Source organism: Paenibacillus sp. J22P15, assembly GCF_056269345.1.
This window is the reverse complement of the sequence record NZ_JBWDNT010000016.1, coordinates 57,182-75,453: the sequence shown is the minus strand read 5'-3', so window position 1 is coordinate 75,453 and position 18,272 is coordinate 57,182. Positions and strand designations below refer to the sequence as shown.

The window sequence follows — 18,272 nt, the reverse complement described above, 5'->3', positions numbered from 1 at the left end:
CTGAGCCACGGGGATGTTATAGTTTAACGTTATAGACAAGCTTGCAAAGAAGCTTATTCCATAATGGATCGCGCGACTAGAATAAGGTCGAGAAGATCGATAACGTCATCATTATTGACGTTTGCTTTCTTGATTTGCTCCCAATCTGCAGATTCCTTGTTTTTACCGTAATGAAGAACGATGAGCGCTAAATCTGAAATGCTGACTTTTCCATCTTGGTTTTGATCGGCAGGGTTGGTCACTTCTTTAGGCGATACTTGGATATTCAATGAATGCGAAGCTGCTTGTACTTCACTTTCACCATCTGACAGCAAGATCTTTTCTGCAGTCACCTTACCCGTAACGATACTTTCCGTTTCCTTCGCTTTAAAGGTTAGCTCAACAACTTGATTACTGCCGGTAACCGCGTGTTCTACCCCTTCACTAGCAAGAATGAGCCGTAGTTTCCCTTTGTCGTCATGAACACTATTTACAATTTGAACTTTATTAAGCAGTGAACGGCTTTCTACATATTCAAGCACATTCGGATCATAGGAAAATGAGATATCTTGTGCATAGACACTGTCTGATACACTGTTTAAGCCTAGCTTAATCGTAAACGTAGATCCAGAATTGACAGACGTATTCCCTTCCAAGACAGCAGCTGGGCCAGACGACTCTTCACCCTCTTCTTTTACCGATGAAGTAAAGTTAGGCAAAGACTCTTTTCCTTGTGCACTCGCGATCATTGCTTGATGAAGCGCTGCGGACGCAGTGTTATTTTGAGACTGTGTTACTAAACGTATAATAGGCTGATCTGGTGCGATGGCAGAATCAGCCGAGAGGATGATTCTTGTTTTTCCATTTGCGCTCTCATTCCGTAATACGGTAACGCCGGCTTGCAGCGGATTAATGGTTTGGATAGTCAAATCACCAGTCTCGAGTTCGATATCGATGGCTTTGGCATCCGTGCTAAGATGATTGACTGCCAGCTCATAGCCCTTTAATTCTTTTGAAGAGATGTCTACAATTTTTGTTAATTGAAGATTAGGGGCATCTGCTTTGTTCTGATCCTTCTGAGGGACGAACATGCCATCAATGGTCTTGGAATCCCCAATCGGCGAATCGACCTCGAGTGCAGCTAATATCGTTGCAGCGATATCCTTCGTTGTTCCTCCTTGCAGCAGCTTCTCCTTGCCCACATCCGTTGCAACCGTTCTTCCGTTCGCTGCGATAAATACGGTTTTGGCCAGTGGGGAGTCTTGTCCGTGTGCAGTAGCACTGCCTAGTGTATGATCTGCCTTTTCAGTACCTCCGCCATGATCGGCTGTCATTAGAATAAGTGTATCGTCCAGCAGATTTTTGCTGCTGAGCGAGTCATAGATGGTTTTTACGAGATTATCTGTTTCCATCAGCTTTGCGTAATATTGCTTCGTATAGAAACCGAGGGAGTGTCCGACGCCATCTACATCATCCAATTGGAAAAAAATAAGGGATGCATCGTAGGCTCTGCCGTCTGCCGCATATTGAGCGAAAGCATTTACGTTTGCTTTATCGCCTGCGGAGTAACCTTCAGCTCCGACGGAAGGTTCAATATGACCCTTAATGATGTTGGACCATGTCGTGAATGCTGCAAGTTTCGTTTCTGGAAATTGTTGACGCAATTTTTTGAATACCGAAGGATATGGTGACGTCTCACTGTAGATATTCGTTGCGCTAATTGTATTATCAATTTGATGCTTGCTATAGTCGACACCATTGATCATGGCACCCCAGTTAGGAGAAGAGACGGTGGGCAGCGTCGTTGTAACGGAATAGGAGGCAGCACCCTTCTCAATGATGCCGCGCAGTGCAGGCAGATTTAGGCGGTCGCCGACAGTTTCCTTCACGGAGTTTGGCGTTTCCCAGTAAGGCGCATCCTTCGATACGGAGATGCCGGCACCGTCGATGCCGATTACGACAACTCGTTTATAAGGCATATATTTTGCTTTGTCAGCAATGGATGTCAGCTCTTGAGTGGACTTCCCTTGAGCCAAGGCAACATCACCGATCGTAATGTGGCTGTCTTTATTGATATCCTCTGCTGCCTTAGTATGAATTTGAACGGTTTGCGCAGGCGTGTTTAACGTTTCCTTTACGTATTTGTTTGCGCCCGTGTAGAACTCAGCAGAAGTCACCTGAATCGTGCCCTGTCCACTCACATCTTTCGCAAAAAAGTAAACATCGGACAATGTAGATGCCACAAATTCCAACGGATTGGTTTTGTTATAGACGCTTCCTGCGGGGAGCTCCAGCTTAACGATGCCCGGAGTTGAAGTATCAACTTTGGTTGCCTTTGTCGCACGAGAGAATGTGAATTTGCTGCTGTCATATGCAATTTCTACACTCGCGCTGTCAATCGCACTGGTCATGGTAGGAGTGCGAAGGTCGAGCATTTGCTTGAACTCAGTACCTGGAGCGGTATCCGTTGCTCCGACGAATTTTAAAGTGCCATTGAATTTATCGCCTACCACAATCGGGGGAGCGCTATTGTAAATATCTGTAACCTCTTCGGCAGTAATAGGACGATTCAAAATGAGCACATCATCAAGCTGCGCTTCAAGTGCGGCGGAATAATTTCCTGTGCCGTCATTGCCGAGCATCGTCGAAAGACCAGAATCGATCGTTCCCGTACGGCCGACTATGCTGATTGCGCTTGCGATATTATTAAATTTGGTTCCGTTGGAAGTAGTGACTGAAACAGGCACACCATCTTTGTAAAAATCAACGCGTCCAATGGTGCGGTCATGCGAGATGACGATATGGTGCCAGCTTCCGTTAGCAACGTTAGGAATGTCGGCATCAATACGAGTACCGCCAGCGGTGTTGAAATTCCATCTTAATTTTTTATCCGAATGAAGAGAAAGGTTGTAACCGACGTTACTGCCGCTGTTCCAATTTTTGTTGGATAGAATAGAAGGATCGGAATCTACACCTGAAGATTTGACCCAGAAGGAGAAGCTGAAGCTCTTATCTGTTCCGAATTGCAGCTGTGAGGGCTTGCCTAGATTGATATATTGTTTATTTGTATTAGTAGAGCTTAGAGAGAGCGCCTGCCCAATTCTACCAGGAATATAAGTAGGAGTACCAACGACGGTAGATGCGAGATTGCTGGCAGAGCTGTCTGCAGCATTATTTTCAAAGCTGAATTTAGCATGAAGATCGGCGTCAACAACAGCTGCAAAGGCCTTCTCGCTAAGCGGTACGAATCCACCTGACGCTGTTATTAATGTAGCTGCTGCGAGTGTGGATACGAATGCTTTTTTTATCGTCTTATTCATGAATAATAACCTCCTGTTTTTTGAATGAGTGTTTCGAATCATTGTTCAAGATCGGTGGATTACTCGTATGGCATTAGCGCCATAATCCTACATCCTTCCCACACTTAGATTAAAAACAAAATAAATAATGTCTTTAAATAATGTGATTAATTGTTTTTATGTGTTTTTGATTCTTCTTTATCATAAGCCTGTGTTGTTAATCAGGTGTAATCGCAATATGAAGAATTTACAAAAAAAGAGGCCGCACCCCGTCATATTGATAAGGTGTGACCTCTATTTGCTGTATTACTAGAGAGGAAGCAGCGCTTCAATATCTCTCAATGATTGAATTTCAAAAGTTGGGCGAGCGGCTTCAATGGGCAAAGATTGTTTTGATCGATTGAGCCATGCACTTGCCATTCCGGTTCGACTCGCTCCCAAAATGTCGGTAAATAAATTGTCCCCGACCATTAAGCATTGCTCCGGCTTTAGCCCTTCGAGGCTCATACAGTGCTCGAATATAAGTGGGGAAGGTTTGCCGCAGCCTACTTCACCCGAAATAACGATGTGAGGAAAATAATCAGATAATCCGTCGATGCCGTAAAGCTTCTCTTTCTGCAAATCAGGAGTCCCGTTCGTGAGCAGCATTAGCGGGTATTTCGCAGACAATGCTGCAAGCACTTCAAATGTTTCTTCATATACATAAGGACGCTTGCGCCGCTCGGCTGGAAACTGTTCTGCGAGCTGGGCAGCAAGCTTTTCATTATGGATACCTATCTCCTTTAGTCCATTCGTCCATACACTTTTACGGAAAACTGGTGCGAGCTCTCGCATCTGATGGAGCTCTGGCGCAGCTCCATCATCAAAACGCGCCCACATGGCTTCCATCGCAGTTACTTCTATATTCGCTAAGTAGGGGTAGCATTCCAGCTCGCTAAATAAAGAATGTGCCGCTTGAATAACGGATTTCTTTAGAAGCTTCAACGGAGAGCCTATTTCTTGCTCCGCTGCCTCGCATGTTGCATCAAGCGCCTCGTCTGTACTTTTTTCATCCCAGATCAGCGTGTTATCCAAATCGAAAATGATCGTTGTCATAAGTTGGAATCAGTCCTTTGTTTGGTTTGATATGAGTAATTAAGAAACAGAAAAATAAGGTGTTGCGCTTCAATAATTGTATTTTACGGATTAAAAACAATTAAAACAATGACAAAACAATTAAACACACAATCTTTACTTGTACTTGACAATCCGTTAACAAATCTATTTTAAACTACAAATAGGTTAACGAAGCAAGTGTTTTAACTTAATAATATCGTTCTTGAATGAATAATACGAGGCACAAGGAGAATGAGTATGAAAAATGAAGGGTTGGCGATTAATGGTATTCGCAAGGCATTTGGCAGCTTTCAAGCGCTCCATGATGTCAGCGTTCATATTCCAAAAGGTAAGTTTACATGCCTATTAGGCCCAAGCGGCTGCGGTAAGACAACCTTGCTGCGAATTATTGCAGGTCTTGAACAGACGGACGCAGGCACTGTCATTCTTGATGGCAACGACATTACGATGCAGCATACATCCAAACGCAACATTGGGATTGTCTTTCAATCGTATGCGCTGTTTCCAAACCTAAGCGTTAGCGACAATATTGGCTACGGGCTCAAGGGAAAGCAACCGAAACGTCAGATTGAAGCACGTGTCAATGAGATGCTTGAGCTTATTGGGCTAACAGAAATAAGAGACAGGTATCCGGCTCAGCTTTCAGGAGGACAGCAGCAGCGCGTCGCTCTCGCAAGAGCAGTCGCTTTATCACCTGACATTCTGTTACTGGATGAGCCGCTATCCGCGCTGGATGCGAAGGTACGAGAGAAGCTGCGTGAACAGCTTTGCGAGCTGCAAGAGCGGCTTGGCATTACAACAGTAATGGTTACGCATGATCAGGAGGAAGCGCTGACGATGGCGGATCAAATCGTCGTTATGGATCATGGACGAGTGGTTCAAATCGGTACGCCGCAAGAGGTTTACGATAAGCCCAATACCCCTTTTGTTGCTGATTTTATCGGGGCTATTAATTTCTTCCCAGTCGGATCTACGAGTCTTAAGGGGAACAATCCGAACGACCTGCTTGCCATCAGACCGGAACATATCCAAATTGATGATCGGCAGCATGCAGAAGCAGGAACAAACGATAACGGGATTAGCGGATTTGTACAGCATGTGGAATTTCGAGGCGCCTTCTATCGTGTAAGCTTGCAGCTCGCTAACGAATCTGGGAAATTCTCGGACGTAAACGTAACAGTAGACATCTCAGCGCAAACAGCTAACCGTTTTGAATGGTCGCGTAACAAGCTGCTTCATCTGCATTTGCCACAGGAGCGTATGCTTCATTATCCGACGGCAGTCGCTGGGATCGCAGGGGAGTAGAGGATGAAATTGAAAACAAATCAAGCTTTGCCCTTGCAATGGTTGAGAAGAAGCAAACGAGGCGCATCAGAGAACAACTGGCTAATCAAGCTGATGCTCATTATCGTCCTTCTAGCCCTTATTACGGTCATCGTGTTACCGCTGCTATCGATGTTTAAGCTGGCATTCATGGATTCGGACGGAAATTTGGTTGGACTGACTAATTTTGCAACCTATTTGCAGTCAAAGTCCCTTATTCAATCGATCCTGAACACAATTACCGTATCAACAGCAACGACAGCGATTGCTGTGCCGCTTGCCTTTGGGCTGGCCTATGTATTAACTCGTACGAATATTAAAGGCAAGTCCTTCTTCAAAGCGCTTGCTATACTTCCATTGTTTGCACCAACGATGATGCACGGGCTCTCTCTGACTTATTTATTTGGTCATCAAGGTCTCATTTCAACCGGATTGTTCGGTCTGTTGCCGTTCGAATGGCGTATTCCGCTCTATGGCAAAACGGGCATCATTATTTCGGAGGTCATCTATACGTTTCCGCAGGCGTTTCTTATTTTGTGCGCAGGCCTTGCCGTCAGCGATTATCGCTTATATGAGGCGGCCGAATCGATGGGGGCAAGCGCTCTTAGAAAAATGCTCACAGTAACGCTGCCGTCAGTCAAATACGCGCTGCTTAGTGCAGTCGTCATTTGTTTTACGCTCAGCTTCACTGATTTTGGAGCCCCGAAGGTCGTAGGCGGACAGTATAACGTGCTGGCTACAGATATTTTCAAACAGGTTGTCGGTCAGCAAAATATGTCTATGGGAGCAGTGGTCGGCATCGTGCTGACGATTCCCGCCATTATCGCCTTCGTCGTTGATCGAATTGTGACGAGGAAGCAGCAAGCTTATGTCACATCGAAGTCCGTTCCTTATTTTGTGAAAAATAATCGGCTGCGTAATGTTTTCGCCTATGCTTATGCCGCTATTTTGTCAGCCTTGATTTTACTCTTAATGGGAGCGGTCTTACTGGCCTCAGTTGTGAAGAAATGGCCGTATGACATGTCATTTACTTGGAGCAATTTTGACTTCTCCAACGCTGCGGCAGGCGGCTTTGATCCGTTCTGGAACAGCATTGAGATGGCGGCATGGACAGCGGTTATTGGGACGATTGTAACCTTTATGTTTGCTTATTTAATCGAAAATGGACGCGTCTATCGTCCGGTTAGACAAGCCGCTTATTTCTTATCCATTTTGCCGCTGGCGCTGCCGGGACTCGTCATAGGATTATCTTATATTTATTTCTTTAATCATCCGTCGAATCCGTTTCATTTCGTATACGGGACGATGATCATACTTGTTTTGGCGAATGTCGTACATTTCTACTCCGTCCCCTTTATGACGGCAACAGCTACTTTGAAAATGCTCGACAAAGAGTTTGATAACGTCTCGGAGTCAATGAATGTCTCAAAGCTGCGTACGTTCGCTCGTATCACGGTGCCATTATCGTTGCCAGCTATATTAGAAATGGCAGTCTACTTTTTTGTAAATGCCATGGTTACGGTATCCGCACTAGTTTTCTTGTATGCTTCTGATTTACGAATTGCCTCGGTGTCCATCGTTAGTATGGATGACGCCGGTGATACAGCTGCGGCAGCTGCAATGTCCGTACTTGTAGTACTCCTTAACGTCGTCGTTCGGTTTCTATATGAAGCCGGAACGTCGAGGCTGCGCCGCAAAATGTCGGCATGGCAGAAGCGATAGCACAAAAAAACAATATAAACGATGGAGGTTATTATTCATGATAAAAACAGTGATTTTGGATTGGGCAGGTACAGTGGTTGATTTTGGAAGTTTCGCACCGGTTGAAGCGTTTCGCCGCTTATTCGAAGAAAGAGGTGTTGAAGCTTCGTTCAAGGCGATTCGTAAGCCGATGGGTCGGATGAAGAAGGACCATTTGCGTGACATTTGCTCCGATCCTGACGTATCAGCCGCATGGCAAGCAAAGTTTGGCATTGCGCCAAACGAGAGTGATATTGATGAAATGTATGAAAAATTTGAGCCGATGCTGTTCTCTATACTTCACCAATACGCAACGCCCGTGCCGGGAGCGCTTGCTCTTATCGAGAGGCTGCGTGAGCAAGGCATCAAGATTGGAACGACGACAGGCTATACGCGTCCTATGATGGATATTATTGCTCCAGAAGCGGCGAAGCAAGGTTATTCGCCTGACAGTACAGTTACACCTGATGAAGCAGCAGAAGGCCGCCCGTATCCATGGATGATTTTTCGCAACGCAGAGAAGCTCGGCACTTATCCAATGAGTCATATCGTCAAATGCGGCGATACCGAAGCGGATATGAGAGAAGGCCGCAATGCTGGCGTATGGTCTGTAGGAGTTATTTTTGGCGGAAATGAAGTTGGTCTGACACTAGCAGAAACGGAATCATTAACGGCGAGTGAGAAGGAGAAAATTTTTGTTGAAGTATCGGATCGCTTAATGCAAGCGGGAGCTCATTTTATCATTCGTGAAATTGGTGAGTTGGATGGTGTAATTTCACATATTAATGAACGTTTACAAGCGGGGGATCGTCCATGAAATCAAATAATGAAGTTGTATCGCTAACTGAAAATCCATATTTGCTGCTCACGCCGGGACCGCTCACGACGACTCGAAGCGTGAAGGAAGCGATGATGAAGGATTGGTGTACGTGGGACGATCAATATAATCAGCTTGTCGCTTCGATAAGGGAGCGGATCGTGAAGCTCGCTGCACCAGGGGCGACGGAACAATATACGGCAGTATTAATGCAGGGCAGCGGGACGTTTAGTGTGGAAGCGACAATTGGCACAGCTCTTCCGAAGCAAGGCGGTAAGCTGGCAATTGCCGTAAATGGAGCATATGGAGAGCGAATGGTTCAAATTGCCGAAGTGCTGGGCATTTCAGTTACCGCCATTGCGTTCGACGAGCGCAATCCCATCGATCCTGAGGTACTTGCGCAAGCGCTTCGGGATGATCCTAAGATTACGCATGTTGCCGTCGTACATTGTGAAACGACGACGGGTATTCTTAACCCGTTAAAGCAAATAGCCGAAGTAGTAAATCGTTCCAATGTTACGTTCATTGTTGACGCGATGAGCAGCTTTGGCGGTGTAGCACTGGATATGCATGAGCTGGGCATTGATTTTCTCGTAAGCAGCAGCAACAAGTGTATTCAAGGGGTACCTGGATTTGGCTTCGTCGTCGCAAGGCGCGATGTCATTGCAAATTGCAAAGGCCATGCGCGCTCCTTGTCGCTTGATCTGTATGACCAATGGGATATGATGGAGCGTTCCAATAGCAAATGGCGTTTTACGTCGCCAACTCATGTGGTGCGGGCATTCGATCAGGCACTGAAGGAGCTGGAGCTTGAAGGCGGAATCGCTGCTCGGGAAGCTCGTTATAGCAGCAATCAACAGGTTATCACGGATGGAATGGAGGCTGCTGGTTTCAGTGCTTTGCTGCCTCGCGAGTGGCAATCTCCTATTATTACAGCCTTTCGATACCCGGCGGCTAACTTTTCATTTGAATCATTTTACGCAAGCTTGAAGAAGGAAGGATTTGTACTATATCCCGGGAAGCTGACCTCAGAGCCGACTTTCCGAATTGGCAGCATCGGTGATGTCCATCCAGCTGATATGGAACGGTTGGTTCATGTGATCAAGAACATTTATTCGACAGTAGACAAAGTACAATAGGAGAGTGAAGAGGATGAAAGTATTTTGCCTAGGCGGCGCAGGTCGAATTTGTATGGAAGCGGTGCTTGACCTTGTTCAGTATTCCTCATTTGAGGTCATTACGATAGGTGATTTCAATCTGGAAGCAGCTCAGCAGCTTGCGGCTTCATTGAATGATGAACGTGTACAGGCTGTCAAAGTGAATGTGCTTGATCATGAGGCAACCGTAGAACAGCTTCGCGGTTATGACATTGTAATGGATGGAACAACAATTACGTTAAACGGCTTGTCTACAGCCTGCATCGCAGAAGCTGGCTGCCACGGCATTAACTTGAACGGCTTTGGTGAAGAGGATGCCAGTCATGATGTATTTGTCCGTAACGGCAAAATGTGTTTGCCTGGCTTCGGGATGACGCCCGGTGTAACGCAGATGATGGCGATGCATGCAGCTAATCAGTTGAAGGAAGTGCATGAGGTGCGGGTCAGCCATGGCTCGTACCGTCCGATTGCTTTCTCCAAATCGATTGCGGAAACGACTGTTTATGAGTATGATCCTAAGCTTCCGGGACGTGTAGTTTACGAGAAAGGGCAATTCATTCAGGTTGAGCCTTTCGCTCGTCCACGTGAGATTGAGCTCCCAGAGCCATACGGCAAATCGATTCAATACATTATTCCGCATGCAGAAACACGTACGCTGGCAAAGGCGCTTGCGAGCAAAGATGTCCAGTTAATTGAAGTGCGCGGAACATGGCCACAGCAAAATATGAAGCTAGTTCATGCGTTATATGACTATGGGTTTATGCGCAATGATCGCATTACCATTGCAGGGCAAGAAATCGGCATTATGGATGCGATTGGACAATATTTATTCGAGTCGCAGGAAGGTCATGAAACGGAGCTGTACGGCTACTCTCTACACATTGAAGTAACAGGCATATCAGCTCAGACCGGAGAAGCATGCAGACATACACTCACGCATACGCATCCGGCGTCGGACGGCTCCGTTGAAGGCTGGGAGAAATTGCGTGCTTATACTAGAAATGTAGGAATACCGCTCGCGATTGCGACGGAGCTTATTGCGAGCGGTCAAACGCTGTGCAAGGATCAGACAGGAATCGTAACACCGGAAGAAGCCTTTGAACCTCGTGTAATATTTGAGCAGCTGAGCAAACGCGGCATTCTCATTCATGAAAAGATTGAGAGTTTAGTTGAAGTAGGCTAGAATACGATTAATAATCAAAAAAGTAGACAAAGCTGAAGACGAAGGGGAAATAGAGATGTCGCTAGCCGGAGAAGAGCGGAAGCAGATCATCATTAATATGCTGCAGCTAAAAGGAAAGGTTCGTACGCCTGAGCTCGTACAGGCGCTCGATGTATCATCGGAAACGATCCGTCGTTATTTGGAGGAGCTCGAAGATGAACTAAAGCTCAAACGAGTGTACGGCGGCGCCGTTAAGATTAATGTGGAGCGGGAAGAGCCTGCCTATGTTCGTCGCGAAGTGCAGCAAGCGGAAGAGAAGAGAAGGATTGGACGCGTTGCGTCTTCTCTTATTCAGGACAAAGACGTTGTGGTCATTGATGATGGAACTACGACGCTGCAAATGATTGATTCGCTTGCCTATAAGAAGCAGCTAACGGTTCTTGTTACATCCGTTTATACTCTGAACTTGCTGATTGGCTACAAAAACCGCAATATTTTTGATGGTGAAATCGTACTTATCGGTGGTCGTATTAATCCGAAGCATTATCGGACATCCGGTACGCTTGCAATGGAGTTTATGTCTAATTTCAATGTGGATAAGGCGTTTATCGTCGCAGACGGTCTACAGATTGATAGCGGCATAACGAGCTACGAGGATGAGCGCGGCGTGTTGGCAAGATCATTTATGAAGCAAGCCAAACAAACCATCGTGTTAGCAGACTATACGAAGATTGGCACGAGCCATTTCTATAAAATTGCCGACTTCAAAGAGATTGATATGATTATTAGTGACGTTGCACCTCCAGCATCTTGGCGTTCCAAGCTGGACGAACAGGACGTGCACTGGATCGTAGCGGAATAAAGCTAGAGCTAACGCAGGAACCTTAAAGTCTATAAACGACTTTAAGGTTCTTTTTTTTTTGTATGCGGCCAATGAATTAATTAATAGTCAAAGGAATAACACAAATATAAAGCCGAATCCAAAAACAAAACAATTTGTTTACTTGTATTTTACAGTGCGTTAAACAAACAAGCATATAGTAGAACTAGAGAAGAAGAACAACCAAAGGGAGAGAAAACAATGAAAAGAAGCTGGTTTCTACTTGTGAGCATGATAGTTATCGTTACGGTTTTATCCGCCTGCGGAGGTAACGGAGGATCGAGCAATAAAGGAAATAATAAGTCAGGCAATTCTTCAGAGCAAGCAGAAACGTCGATTGATATGGATAGCAAGGAGCTTACCATCTATACCGCGCTTGAGGATGATCTCATTAAAGAGTATTTGAAAACATACTATGAAAAATATCCGGACATCAAATTAAATATCGTTCGTGATTCAACAGGCATTATTACAGCTAAGCTGCTTGCCGAGAAAGACAATCCGCAAGCTGACGTTGTGTGGGGCGTTGCAGCAACGAGCTTGCTCGTACTGGATCAAAACAGCATGCTGGAGCCTTATTCTCCTGCTGGGGTAGAGCGGATTCTAGCTGAGTTCAAAGATAACAGAAGCCCGGAGCACTGGGTAGGAATCGATGCTTGGGAGACGGCTATTATTGCCAACACGGTTGAGCTGGAGAAAAAAGGATTGGCAGTGCCGCAGTCGTATGAGGATTTGGCTAAGCCTGAATACAAAGGTCTTATCACGATGCCTAACCCAGCGTCCTCTGGAACAGGTTTCCTAACGGTATCTGGCTTGCAGCAGCTGCTTGGAGCAGATCAATCATGGGAATACATGGACAAACTTCATGAGAATATCGGTATTTATACACATTCAGGTTCGAAGCCTGCAAAAATGGCCGGTACTGGCGAATACCCAATCGGAATCTCATTTGGTTACCGCGGTATTAAAGAGAAAAACGACGGTTCCCCAGTTGAAGTCGTATTCCCTACTGAAGGCTCCGGCTGGGATGTTGAGGCGAATGCGTTGATCAAGAAACCAAACATGAAGAAGGCAGCACAGACGTTTTTGGACTGGGCAATTACAGATGATGCGATGGCTGAATATAGCAAAAACTATCCGATCGTAGCTGTGAAGAGTGACACTAACGTCATTCCAGATGGCTATACTAAAAATCCGATTGAGCAATTGATTAAATATGACCTTCAAGAAGCGGCAAAAGAGCGCGACAGCATTCTAAAAGAGTGGAGCAATCGTTACGACAGCAAGAGTGAGCCAAAATCATAATTTAAGTTAACGCAAAAAGGCTGACAGGCGCTATATTAGCTGCTGTCAGCTTTTTGTCTAATAGGAACAAAATAAAGGAGGAAATGATATGTTGTTTAGGCTAAAGAAGATTAAGACTCTCTTACTTGTAATTACGATGTTGTGCGGAGCTATAATGCTGCCGGCTAATTATGTCGCTGCTGCTAATGCAGCCTTGTCTTTAACGGTGAGTCAGATGAATGCGGTGGTTGGACAAGAAATAATAGTAAGCGTAAAGGGAGAACAATTAAGCGATTTATATGGTTTTGAATTGAAGCTAAAATACAATAAAGCACAGCTTAAATTCAAAGAGGCTGCCGCCGGATGGAAGGGGATGCCTATTTCTCCCATCGATAAGGACGGAGTGATTACATTCGCTCATACGAAGATAGGAACCAAGGAGAAAGGTGTCAGCGGGTCGGCAACCATCGCAACGTTCACGTTTGAAGGAGTGTCGAATGGAAAAGCTGGGCTTGAGCTTGTGGAAGCGAAGCTGGTCGACAGCCAGGTGAAGGCGGTTCAGTTGAAAAACGCTGCAAAACTAGTCTTTCTCGTAAGCTCTTCTACGCAGGTAACCTTTAGTGACATAAAGGGCCACTGGGCTGAGGCTAATATTAGCAGGGCTGCTTCCCTTGGGATGATCACAGGTTATGAAAATGGTCAGTTTCAACCGAATGGTTGGGTTTCCCGTGCACAATTTGCTGTTATGCTTGGCCGCGCATTGGAGCTCACCCCTAAGCAAGCAAAGGAAATTGATTTTAAAGATAAGAAGCAGTTTCCTGCTTGGGCACAGGAATTTATTGCTGAGGCAGTGAAAGCTGACGTGATAAGCGGGTATGATGACGGTACATTCCGTCCAAACCGTCTCATTACAAGAGCGGAAATGGTAACCATGATGATGCGCTCATCTGGCTTGCCATTAGATGGGGGTGCGGCCGTTCGTTTTGCTGATGCGGCAAAAATACCTGTATGGGCTAAGCCGTCTGTAGCGACAGCTGCGCTGCATGACCTCATAAAAGGAAGAAACGGAAATCGCTTTGAACCGCAGGAAAAGGCAACTCGCGCCGAAGCTGTAACGTTAATTTTGTCATTGATTGATAAGTAAGGTGTGGGCTTTCTAGAAAAATGAGCATGAGCACATTTTGTTCAATCGCCTATACCCTTTCTGTACAAAATCATAGGATACTGTACCTTAAGAAAAAGGAGATGAACAAATGAGCTATGGCGTAGCAGGGGTTGGTGCAGGAAACTGCGGACCTTCTTATCCAGTTGCAGGGGTTAGTAATTGTGGAGTTGGAGGCTGGGGCACAGGGATTGGGGTTATATTAGTCCTTTTCATTCTGCTTGTAATTATTGCCCGTTCTTTGTGCTGGTAGTCAACAAAGCTTGCTTGTAACTCGGTAACACATCGTTTCCACTAATTTCAAATAGCGTTTAAACCCCCAAGTGCCTGAGCCTTGGGGGTTTTGCATATCGAATGTTATTCACGAACCTCTGCAATCAGCTCGATTTCAACTGGTGTATGGAATGGCAGGTCGCTTGTACCGATAGCCGAACGGGCATGACGGCCGTTCTCGCCAAATACGTCAATCAACAGATCAGATGCTCCGTTGAGTACGTAAGGCTGGTCGCCGAAGCCTGGAGCGCTATTGATGAAGCCTAAAATTTTGACGATTTTGACGACACGATCTAGATCGCCAAGATGAGCCTTCATAGCGGCAAGCAAATTGATAACGACTTGGCGAGCTGCTTCTTGTCCTTGCTCAATCGTAAGCTCGGCGCCGATTTTGCCTTCATACATAAGAACGCCGTCGATGCGGCAGTCAAATCCTGAAGTGTAAATGAGGTTGCCTGTTTGATTGACCGGAATGTAAGAAAATTTAGGCTTAGTCGTTTCTGGTAAAGTAATTCCAAGCTCAGCAAGACGTTTTTCGATAATAGACATGAATAAAACAGCTCCTTGTTAATGAATTGTGTAATGCGGTTTAACTAGTGCGTGCAGCAATGCTGCGCACGGATGAGCTGCCCTTTGCGCTTATGCGTGTGTGTACCGTACGAAAGTGTGAGCTGACCAGCTACAATGACATGCGAAATGCCTGACGGATATTGACGCGGTGCTTCGAAGGTAGCTGTATCTTGAATAACAGCCGGGTCGAACACGGTAATATCGGCGGCATAACCTGGCACAAGCAGTCCTCTTTTGCCAAGCTTAAAGCGCTGTACTGGAAATGAGGTTAGCTTGCGCACCGCTTGCTCAAGCGACAGCACTTTGTCCTCCCGCACATATTTGGCGAACACGCGCGGGAAAGTGCCGTAGGTACGCGGATGTGGCTTGCCAATCTCGCAGTTCAAGCTGTCTGATGCGATCAGCGACTTTTCATAGCCGATGACCTGCTTCACATCATCATCCGACATGTGAAAGTAGACGATGGCGATCTGACCATTCTCCTCAAGAAGAAGATCCATCATGCAATCAACGGGATGTTGTCCGCGGAGCTCTGCAACCTCGGCAATGGACTTGCCTTCGAGCGTTTTGTTCGTGTCCGTCTGGATCGATGAAATAATAATGCTTGACCAGCCTGTAGAGCATACGAGATTATCCCATGTTTCCTGCTCGCGACTGAGCTCCTCTTTGATTCGGAGGCGCAGCGCTTTATCGCGAAATGCTTCAAGCGTCGCTTCGATACCGCCCTCAAGTACCCACGGAGGAAGGACGGTCGTTAATGTGGTGGAGCCTGCTGCATAGGGATACACATCGACCGTAACGTCCATGCCGCGCGCTCTGGCCGCTTCAACAAGCTCCAGTGCGTCAAGCGCTTTGCCCCAATTGGCGCGGCCTGCTGCCTTCAAATGACTGATATGCAGCGAGATGCCGACCCGTTCAGCGATCCAAATGACCTCTGCAACGGACGGCAGCAAGTTATTGCCTTCACCGCGAATATGGGTGGAGAGCAGTCCGTTGTACTTAGGCAGCACGCTGCAAAGCTCCACTAACTCTTCACGGGAGGTATAGCTGCCAGGCGCATACAATAAGCCGATGGACAAGCCGATTGCGCCTGCACGCATCCCTTCCTCGAGCAGAGTTTTCATTCGTTCGATTTCGATTTTTGAAGCGGGACGGTTCTCGAAGCCCATAACAGCGATTCGCAGCGCGCCATGCGCAACATAGGTAGCAATGTGCTCTGAAGGATTGGAACGGCCAACAAAATCCATATATTGACCGACTGTTTCCCACGGCCAAGTCCAGCTTGTGCTGCCGAGCACTGGCTGCACATACGTTTGGAGCAAACTGGCCTTATCGCGAACGAATGGAGCAGGTGCGAGACCGCAGTTGCCGACAACCTCAGTCGTTACCCCTTGCTGCAGCTTAATTTCACTGAAAGGATGATCAATAATCATAAGATCAGAGTGACAATGTCCATCGATGAAGCCAGGAGAAATGACCTTGCGTCCAACATCGATAATTTGATCTGCCTCTTGTTCAATTTGGCCAATCGCAACAATGAGGCCATCCTTTACGCCGACATCACCGTTATACCAAGGATTACCGCTGCCATCGACGATTTTACCGTTTTTCAAAATAAGATCGAGCATGCTGTAAGCCTCCTGCTTCCCGTTATTCGAGCATTCCCCGTGCCGCTACAGTCGTTTTGCGCAGCTGCTTGGTGGAATCCTTGATGTAGACAAAGTTATGCAAATTAACCGTGCTGCATATGTGGTTTGGTATGACATGGATGATATCACCGACTTGATAGGCAGAATCCGGGTGTACACGAATCATGCCGTGCTCTTCATTCATTCGTGCAAGTACCGCATCGGGATCTCCGATGATATGGCCGAAGCCCTTGAGGAACAAAGGAGCATTGCCTGGCTGTACATCGGTTGCGAACGTTTTGCTGCCGCCATCAATAATGATTAAGTCTTCTGAAGGACGGCTGATGACAGTAGTCATCACAACGCCAGCGCAATCTTGCAGCTCGCATGTTCCAAATGCAGTCTGCATCCGATCTTGATAGATGTAAGTGCCGGGACGCACCTCAGTGACGCCCTCTACTTCAGCAGCAAACAGCGCAGTGGGGGAGGAGCCGACGCTTACGTCTTCAATTGCGATGCCTGCACTTCTTAAAGCTAATGCTGTACCTGCCATTAGCTGACCTTCTTCGTGACCGGCAGCTTTGAGATCGAGTGTGGATGCACCGCCAACCATAGCGCCTCTATAGGTGAAAATACCGCTCAGCTTAATGCCGTCAAGCGCTGTAATTTGCTTCGCAAGCTGCACGGCTTTGTCGATTGAAACTCCCGTACGTCTAAGTCCAGTCTCTATTTCAAGCCGAACCTCAAGCTCAGCGCCTTCACGAACGGCAGTCTCAGAAATCCGCTTTGCTCCCTCTAAACTATCGACACCAATGATTAATCGAATGCCAGATAAGCTTAACCGAGCTGCACGCTCAAGCTTTGATTTAGCAACTAACGGATGCGCTACGAAAATATCGCGAATGCCGCCGCTCGCCATCACTTCAGCCTCCGAAATTTTCGCAACGGTGATGCCGCTCGCGCCAGCAGCGATTTGCCTAGCGGCCATTTCCGGGAGCTTATGTGTTTTTGCATGGGGACGCAGCTTAACGCCACGCTGTTCCACTGCCGCTGCCATAGCAGCGATGTTGTGATCAACAACGTCGCTGTCGATGACAACACATGGGGTTTCCAGTTCATAAACCTCATCTTGGAATACGTTCAACCTATCACTCATTCACTTGCTCCTTCTTCGTTATCCGCTTTGGATTCCTCCAAATAGCTGTATAACGTAAATTTTGAAATGCTCAAATAGCTGCAAACCTTCTCGCCTGACTTTTTGATGAGAAAAGCGCCCTTTTGATCAAGCAATTGTATGATTTTGATTTTATCCTCTTTAGTCATGGCAGCTGGAGGCTTGCCAATCGTGTCCTGCGCTTCCTGTATGAGCGTATCGAGCAAGTCGTTCACGTTGCTGACGAACGATTCCCGAATAGGCGTAAGTCCGCTCGCTGTCAGCGATTGGAGTGTTTTCTCGGCTATCATAAGATCGGTAATGTCGAAATTAATGCAGAGTGCTCCGATGATGCTGCCAGCGTTGTTTTTTACATACATGGAGGTTGAACGGAGGATACGCCCGTCCTTCGTTTGGGTAACATAATTATGACGGTTATCTCCCTCAGACGTACCTCGCATAATTTCAAGTCCAAGATTTGTGCCGGGATCACCGACCTTTCTGCCAGTAACATGACCGTTCTCGATGGCAACAATTGTGCTGTCTACCGGTTTCGACCAATCGTGCACGACGACCTCACAATTGTCTCCGAACTGTGCGGTTATCCCTTTGGCCAACTCCGTCAAAAATAGCAATTCCTGCGATATTGATTCCACTTAAGCTCACCTTCTACTTCCCTTACATCCTTATTGCCCACATGGTACTACGACTGATTGAAAAAATCAAACA

At 46.5% G+C, this 18,272-nt stretch carries 15 protein-coding genes; 9 read left to right on the top strand and 6 right to left on the bottom strand.

What is annotated here, in order from left to right:
- Positions 1-53 precede the first annotated feature (53 nt).
- A complete protein-coding gene (locus tag AC0YN6_RS23735; protein ID WP_475749859.1) occupies positions 54-3,299 on the bottom strand; it encodes a LamG-like jellyroll fold domain-containing protein in 3,246 nt (1,081 codons plus the stop codon).
- A gap of 288 nt (positions 3,300-3,587) precedes the next feature.
- Positions 3,588-4,373 (bottom strand): HAD family hydrolase, encoded by a 786-nt coding sequence (locus tag AC0YN6_RS23730; RefSeq protein ID WP_475749858.1) that lies wholly within the window; start codon positions 4,371-4,373, stop codon positions 3,588-3,590.
- Positions 4,374-4,631: 258 nt separating this feature from the next.
- Here AC0YN6_RS23730 and AC0YN6_RS23725 point away from each other — a divergent pair, with 258 nt between their 5' ends.
- The 9 genes from AC0YN6_RS23725 (at position 4,632) to AC0YN6_RS23685 (ending at position 14,172) form a co-directional block, all read left to right on the top strand.
- On the top strand, positions 4,632-5,699 hold the full coding sequence (locus tag AC0YN6_RS23725) for an ATP-binding cassette domain-containing protein (RefSeq protein WP_475749857.1): 1,068 nt from the start codon (positions 4,632-4,634) through the stop codon (positions 5,697-5,699).
- Between the two features lie 3 nt (positions 5,700-5,702).
- Positions 5,703-7,439: a putative 2-aminoethylphosphonate ABC transporter permease subunit gene (locus tag AC0YN6_RS23720; RefSeq protein ID WP_475749856.1), complete on the top strand. Its 1,737-nt coding sequence runs from the start codon at positions 5,703-5,705 to the stop codon at positions 7,437-7,439.
- Between the two features lie 37 nt (positions 7,440-7,476).
- Positions 7,477-8,274 carry a phosphonoacetaldehyde hydrolase gene (phnX, locus tag AC0YN6_RS23715; RefSeq protein WP_475749855.1) on the top strand — a complete coding sequence of 266 codons (798 nt, stop codon included), beginning with the start codon at positions 7,477-7,479 and terminating at the stop codon, positions 8,272-8,274.
- Positions 8,271-9,413 carry a 2-aminoethylphosphonate--pyruvate transaminase gene (phnW, locus tag AC0YN6_RS23710; RefSeq protein ID WP_475749854.1) on the top strand — a complete coding sequence of 381 codons (1,143 nt, stop codon included), beginning with the start codon at positions 8,271-8,273 and terminating at the stop codon, positions 9,411-9,413. Before phnX ends, phnW begins: the two co-directional genes overlap by 4 nt.
- Positions 9,414-9,426: 13 nt before the next feature.
- Positions 9,427-10,614 (top strand): saccharopine dehydrogenase family protein, encoded by a 1,188-nt coding sequence (locus AC0YN6_RS23705; RefSeq protein ID WP_475749853.1) that lies wholly within the window; start codon positions 9,427-9,429, stop codon positions 10,612-10,614.
- 55 nt (positions 10,615-10,669) lie between these two features.
- Positions 10,670-11,455 (top strand): DeoR/GlpR family DNA-binding transcription regulator, encoded by a 786-nt coding sequence (locus tag AC0YN6_RS23700; protein WP_475749852.1) that lies wholly within the window; start codon positions 10,670-10,672, stop codon positions 11,453-11,455.
- Positions 11,456-11,674: 219 nt separating this feature from the next.
- Positions 11,675-12,778 carry a putative 2-aminoethylphosphonate ABC transporter substrate-binding protein gene (locus AC0YN6_RS23695; protein ID WP_475749851.1) on the top strand — a complete coding sequence of 368 codons (1,104 nt, stop codon included), beginning with the start codon at positions 11,675-11,677 and terminating at the stop codon, positions 12,776-12,778.
- Between the two features lie 88 nt (positions 12,779-12,866).
- Entirely contained in the window at positions 12,867-13,901 is a 1,035-nt protein-coding gene (locus AC0YN6_RS23690) for an S-layer homology domain-containing protein (protein ID WP_475749850.1), read from the top strand.
- Positions 13,902-14,010: 109 nt separating this feature from the next.
- Positions 14,011-14,172, top strand: coding sequence for a hypothetical protein (locus AC0YN6_RS23685; protein WP_475749849.1), 162 nt, complete (start codon positions 14,011-14,013; stop codon positions 14,170-14,172).
- 104 nt (positions 14,173-14,276) lie between these two features.
- Here the strand turns inward: AC0YN6_RS23685 and AC0YN6_RS23680 are convergent, their stop codons facing one another.
- From AC0YN6_RS23680 to AC0YN6_RS23665, 4 genes are read right to left on the bottom strand one after another with little or no spacing between them, the layout of a single operon-like run.
- Positions 14,277-14,741: a RidA family protein gene (locus AC0YN6_RS23680; protein ID WP_475749848.1), complete on the bottom strand. Its 465-nt coding sequence runs from the start codon at positions 14,739-14,741 to the stop codon at positions 14,277-14,279.
- Between the two features lie 44 nt (positions 14,742-14,785).
- Positions 14,786-16,390 carry an N-acyl-D-amino-acid deacylase family protein gene (locus tag AC0YN6_RS23675; RefSeq protein ID WP_475749847.1) on the bottom strand — a complete coding sequence of 535 codons (1,605 nt, stop codon included), beginning with the start codon at positions 16,388-16,390 and terminating at the stop codon, positions 14,786-14,788.
- Positions 16,391-16,412: 22 nt separating this feature from the next.
- Positions 16,413-17,546, bottom strand: a complete 1,134-nt coding sequence (locus AC0YN6_RS23670) for an alanine racemase (protein WP_475749846.1) — start codon at positions 17,544-17,546, stop codon at positions 16,413-16,415.
- The gene (locus AC0YN6_RS23665; protein WP_475749845.1) at positions 17,543-18,199 is read right to left on the bottom strand and encodes a helix-turn-helix transcriptional regulator; all 657 of its coding nucleotides are present in this window, start codon (positions 18,197-18,199) and stop codon (positions 17,543-17,545) included. The genes AC0YN6_RS23670 and AC0YN6_RS23665 overlap by 4 nt, the downstream gene beginning before the upstream one ends.
- Positions 18,200-18,272 lie beyond the last annotated feature (73 nt).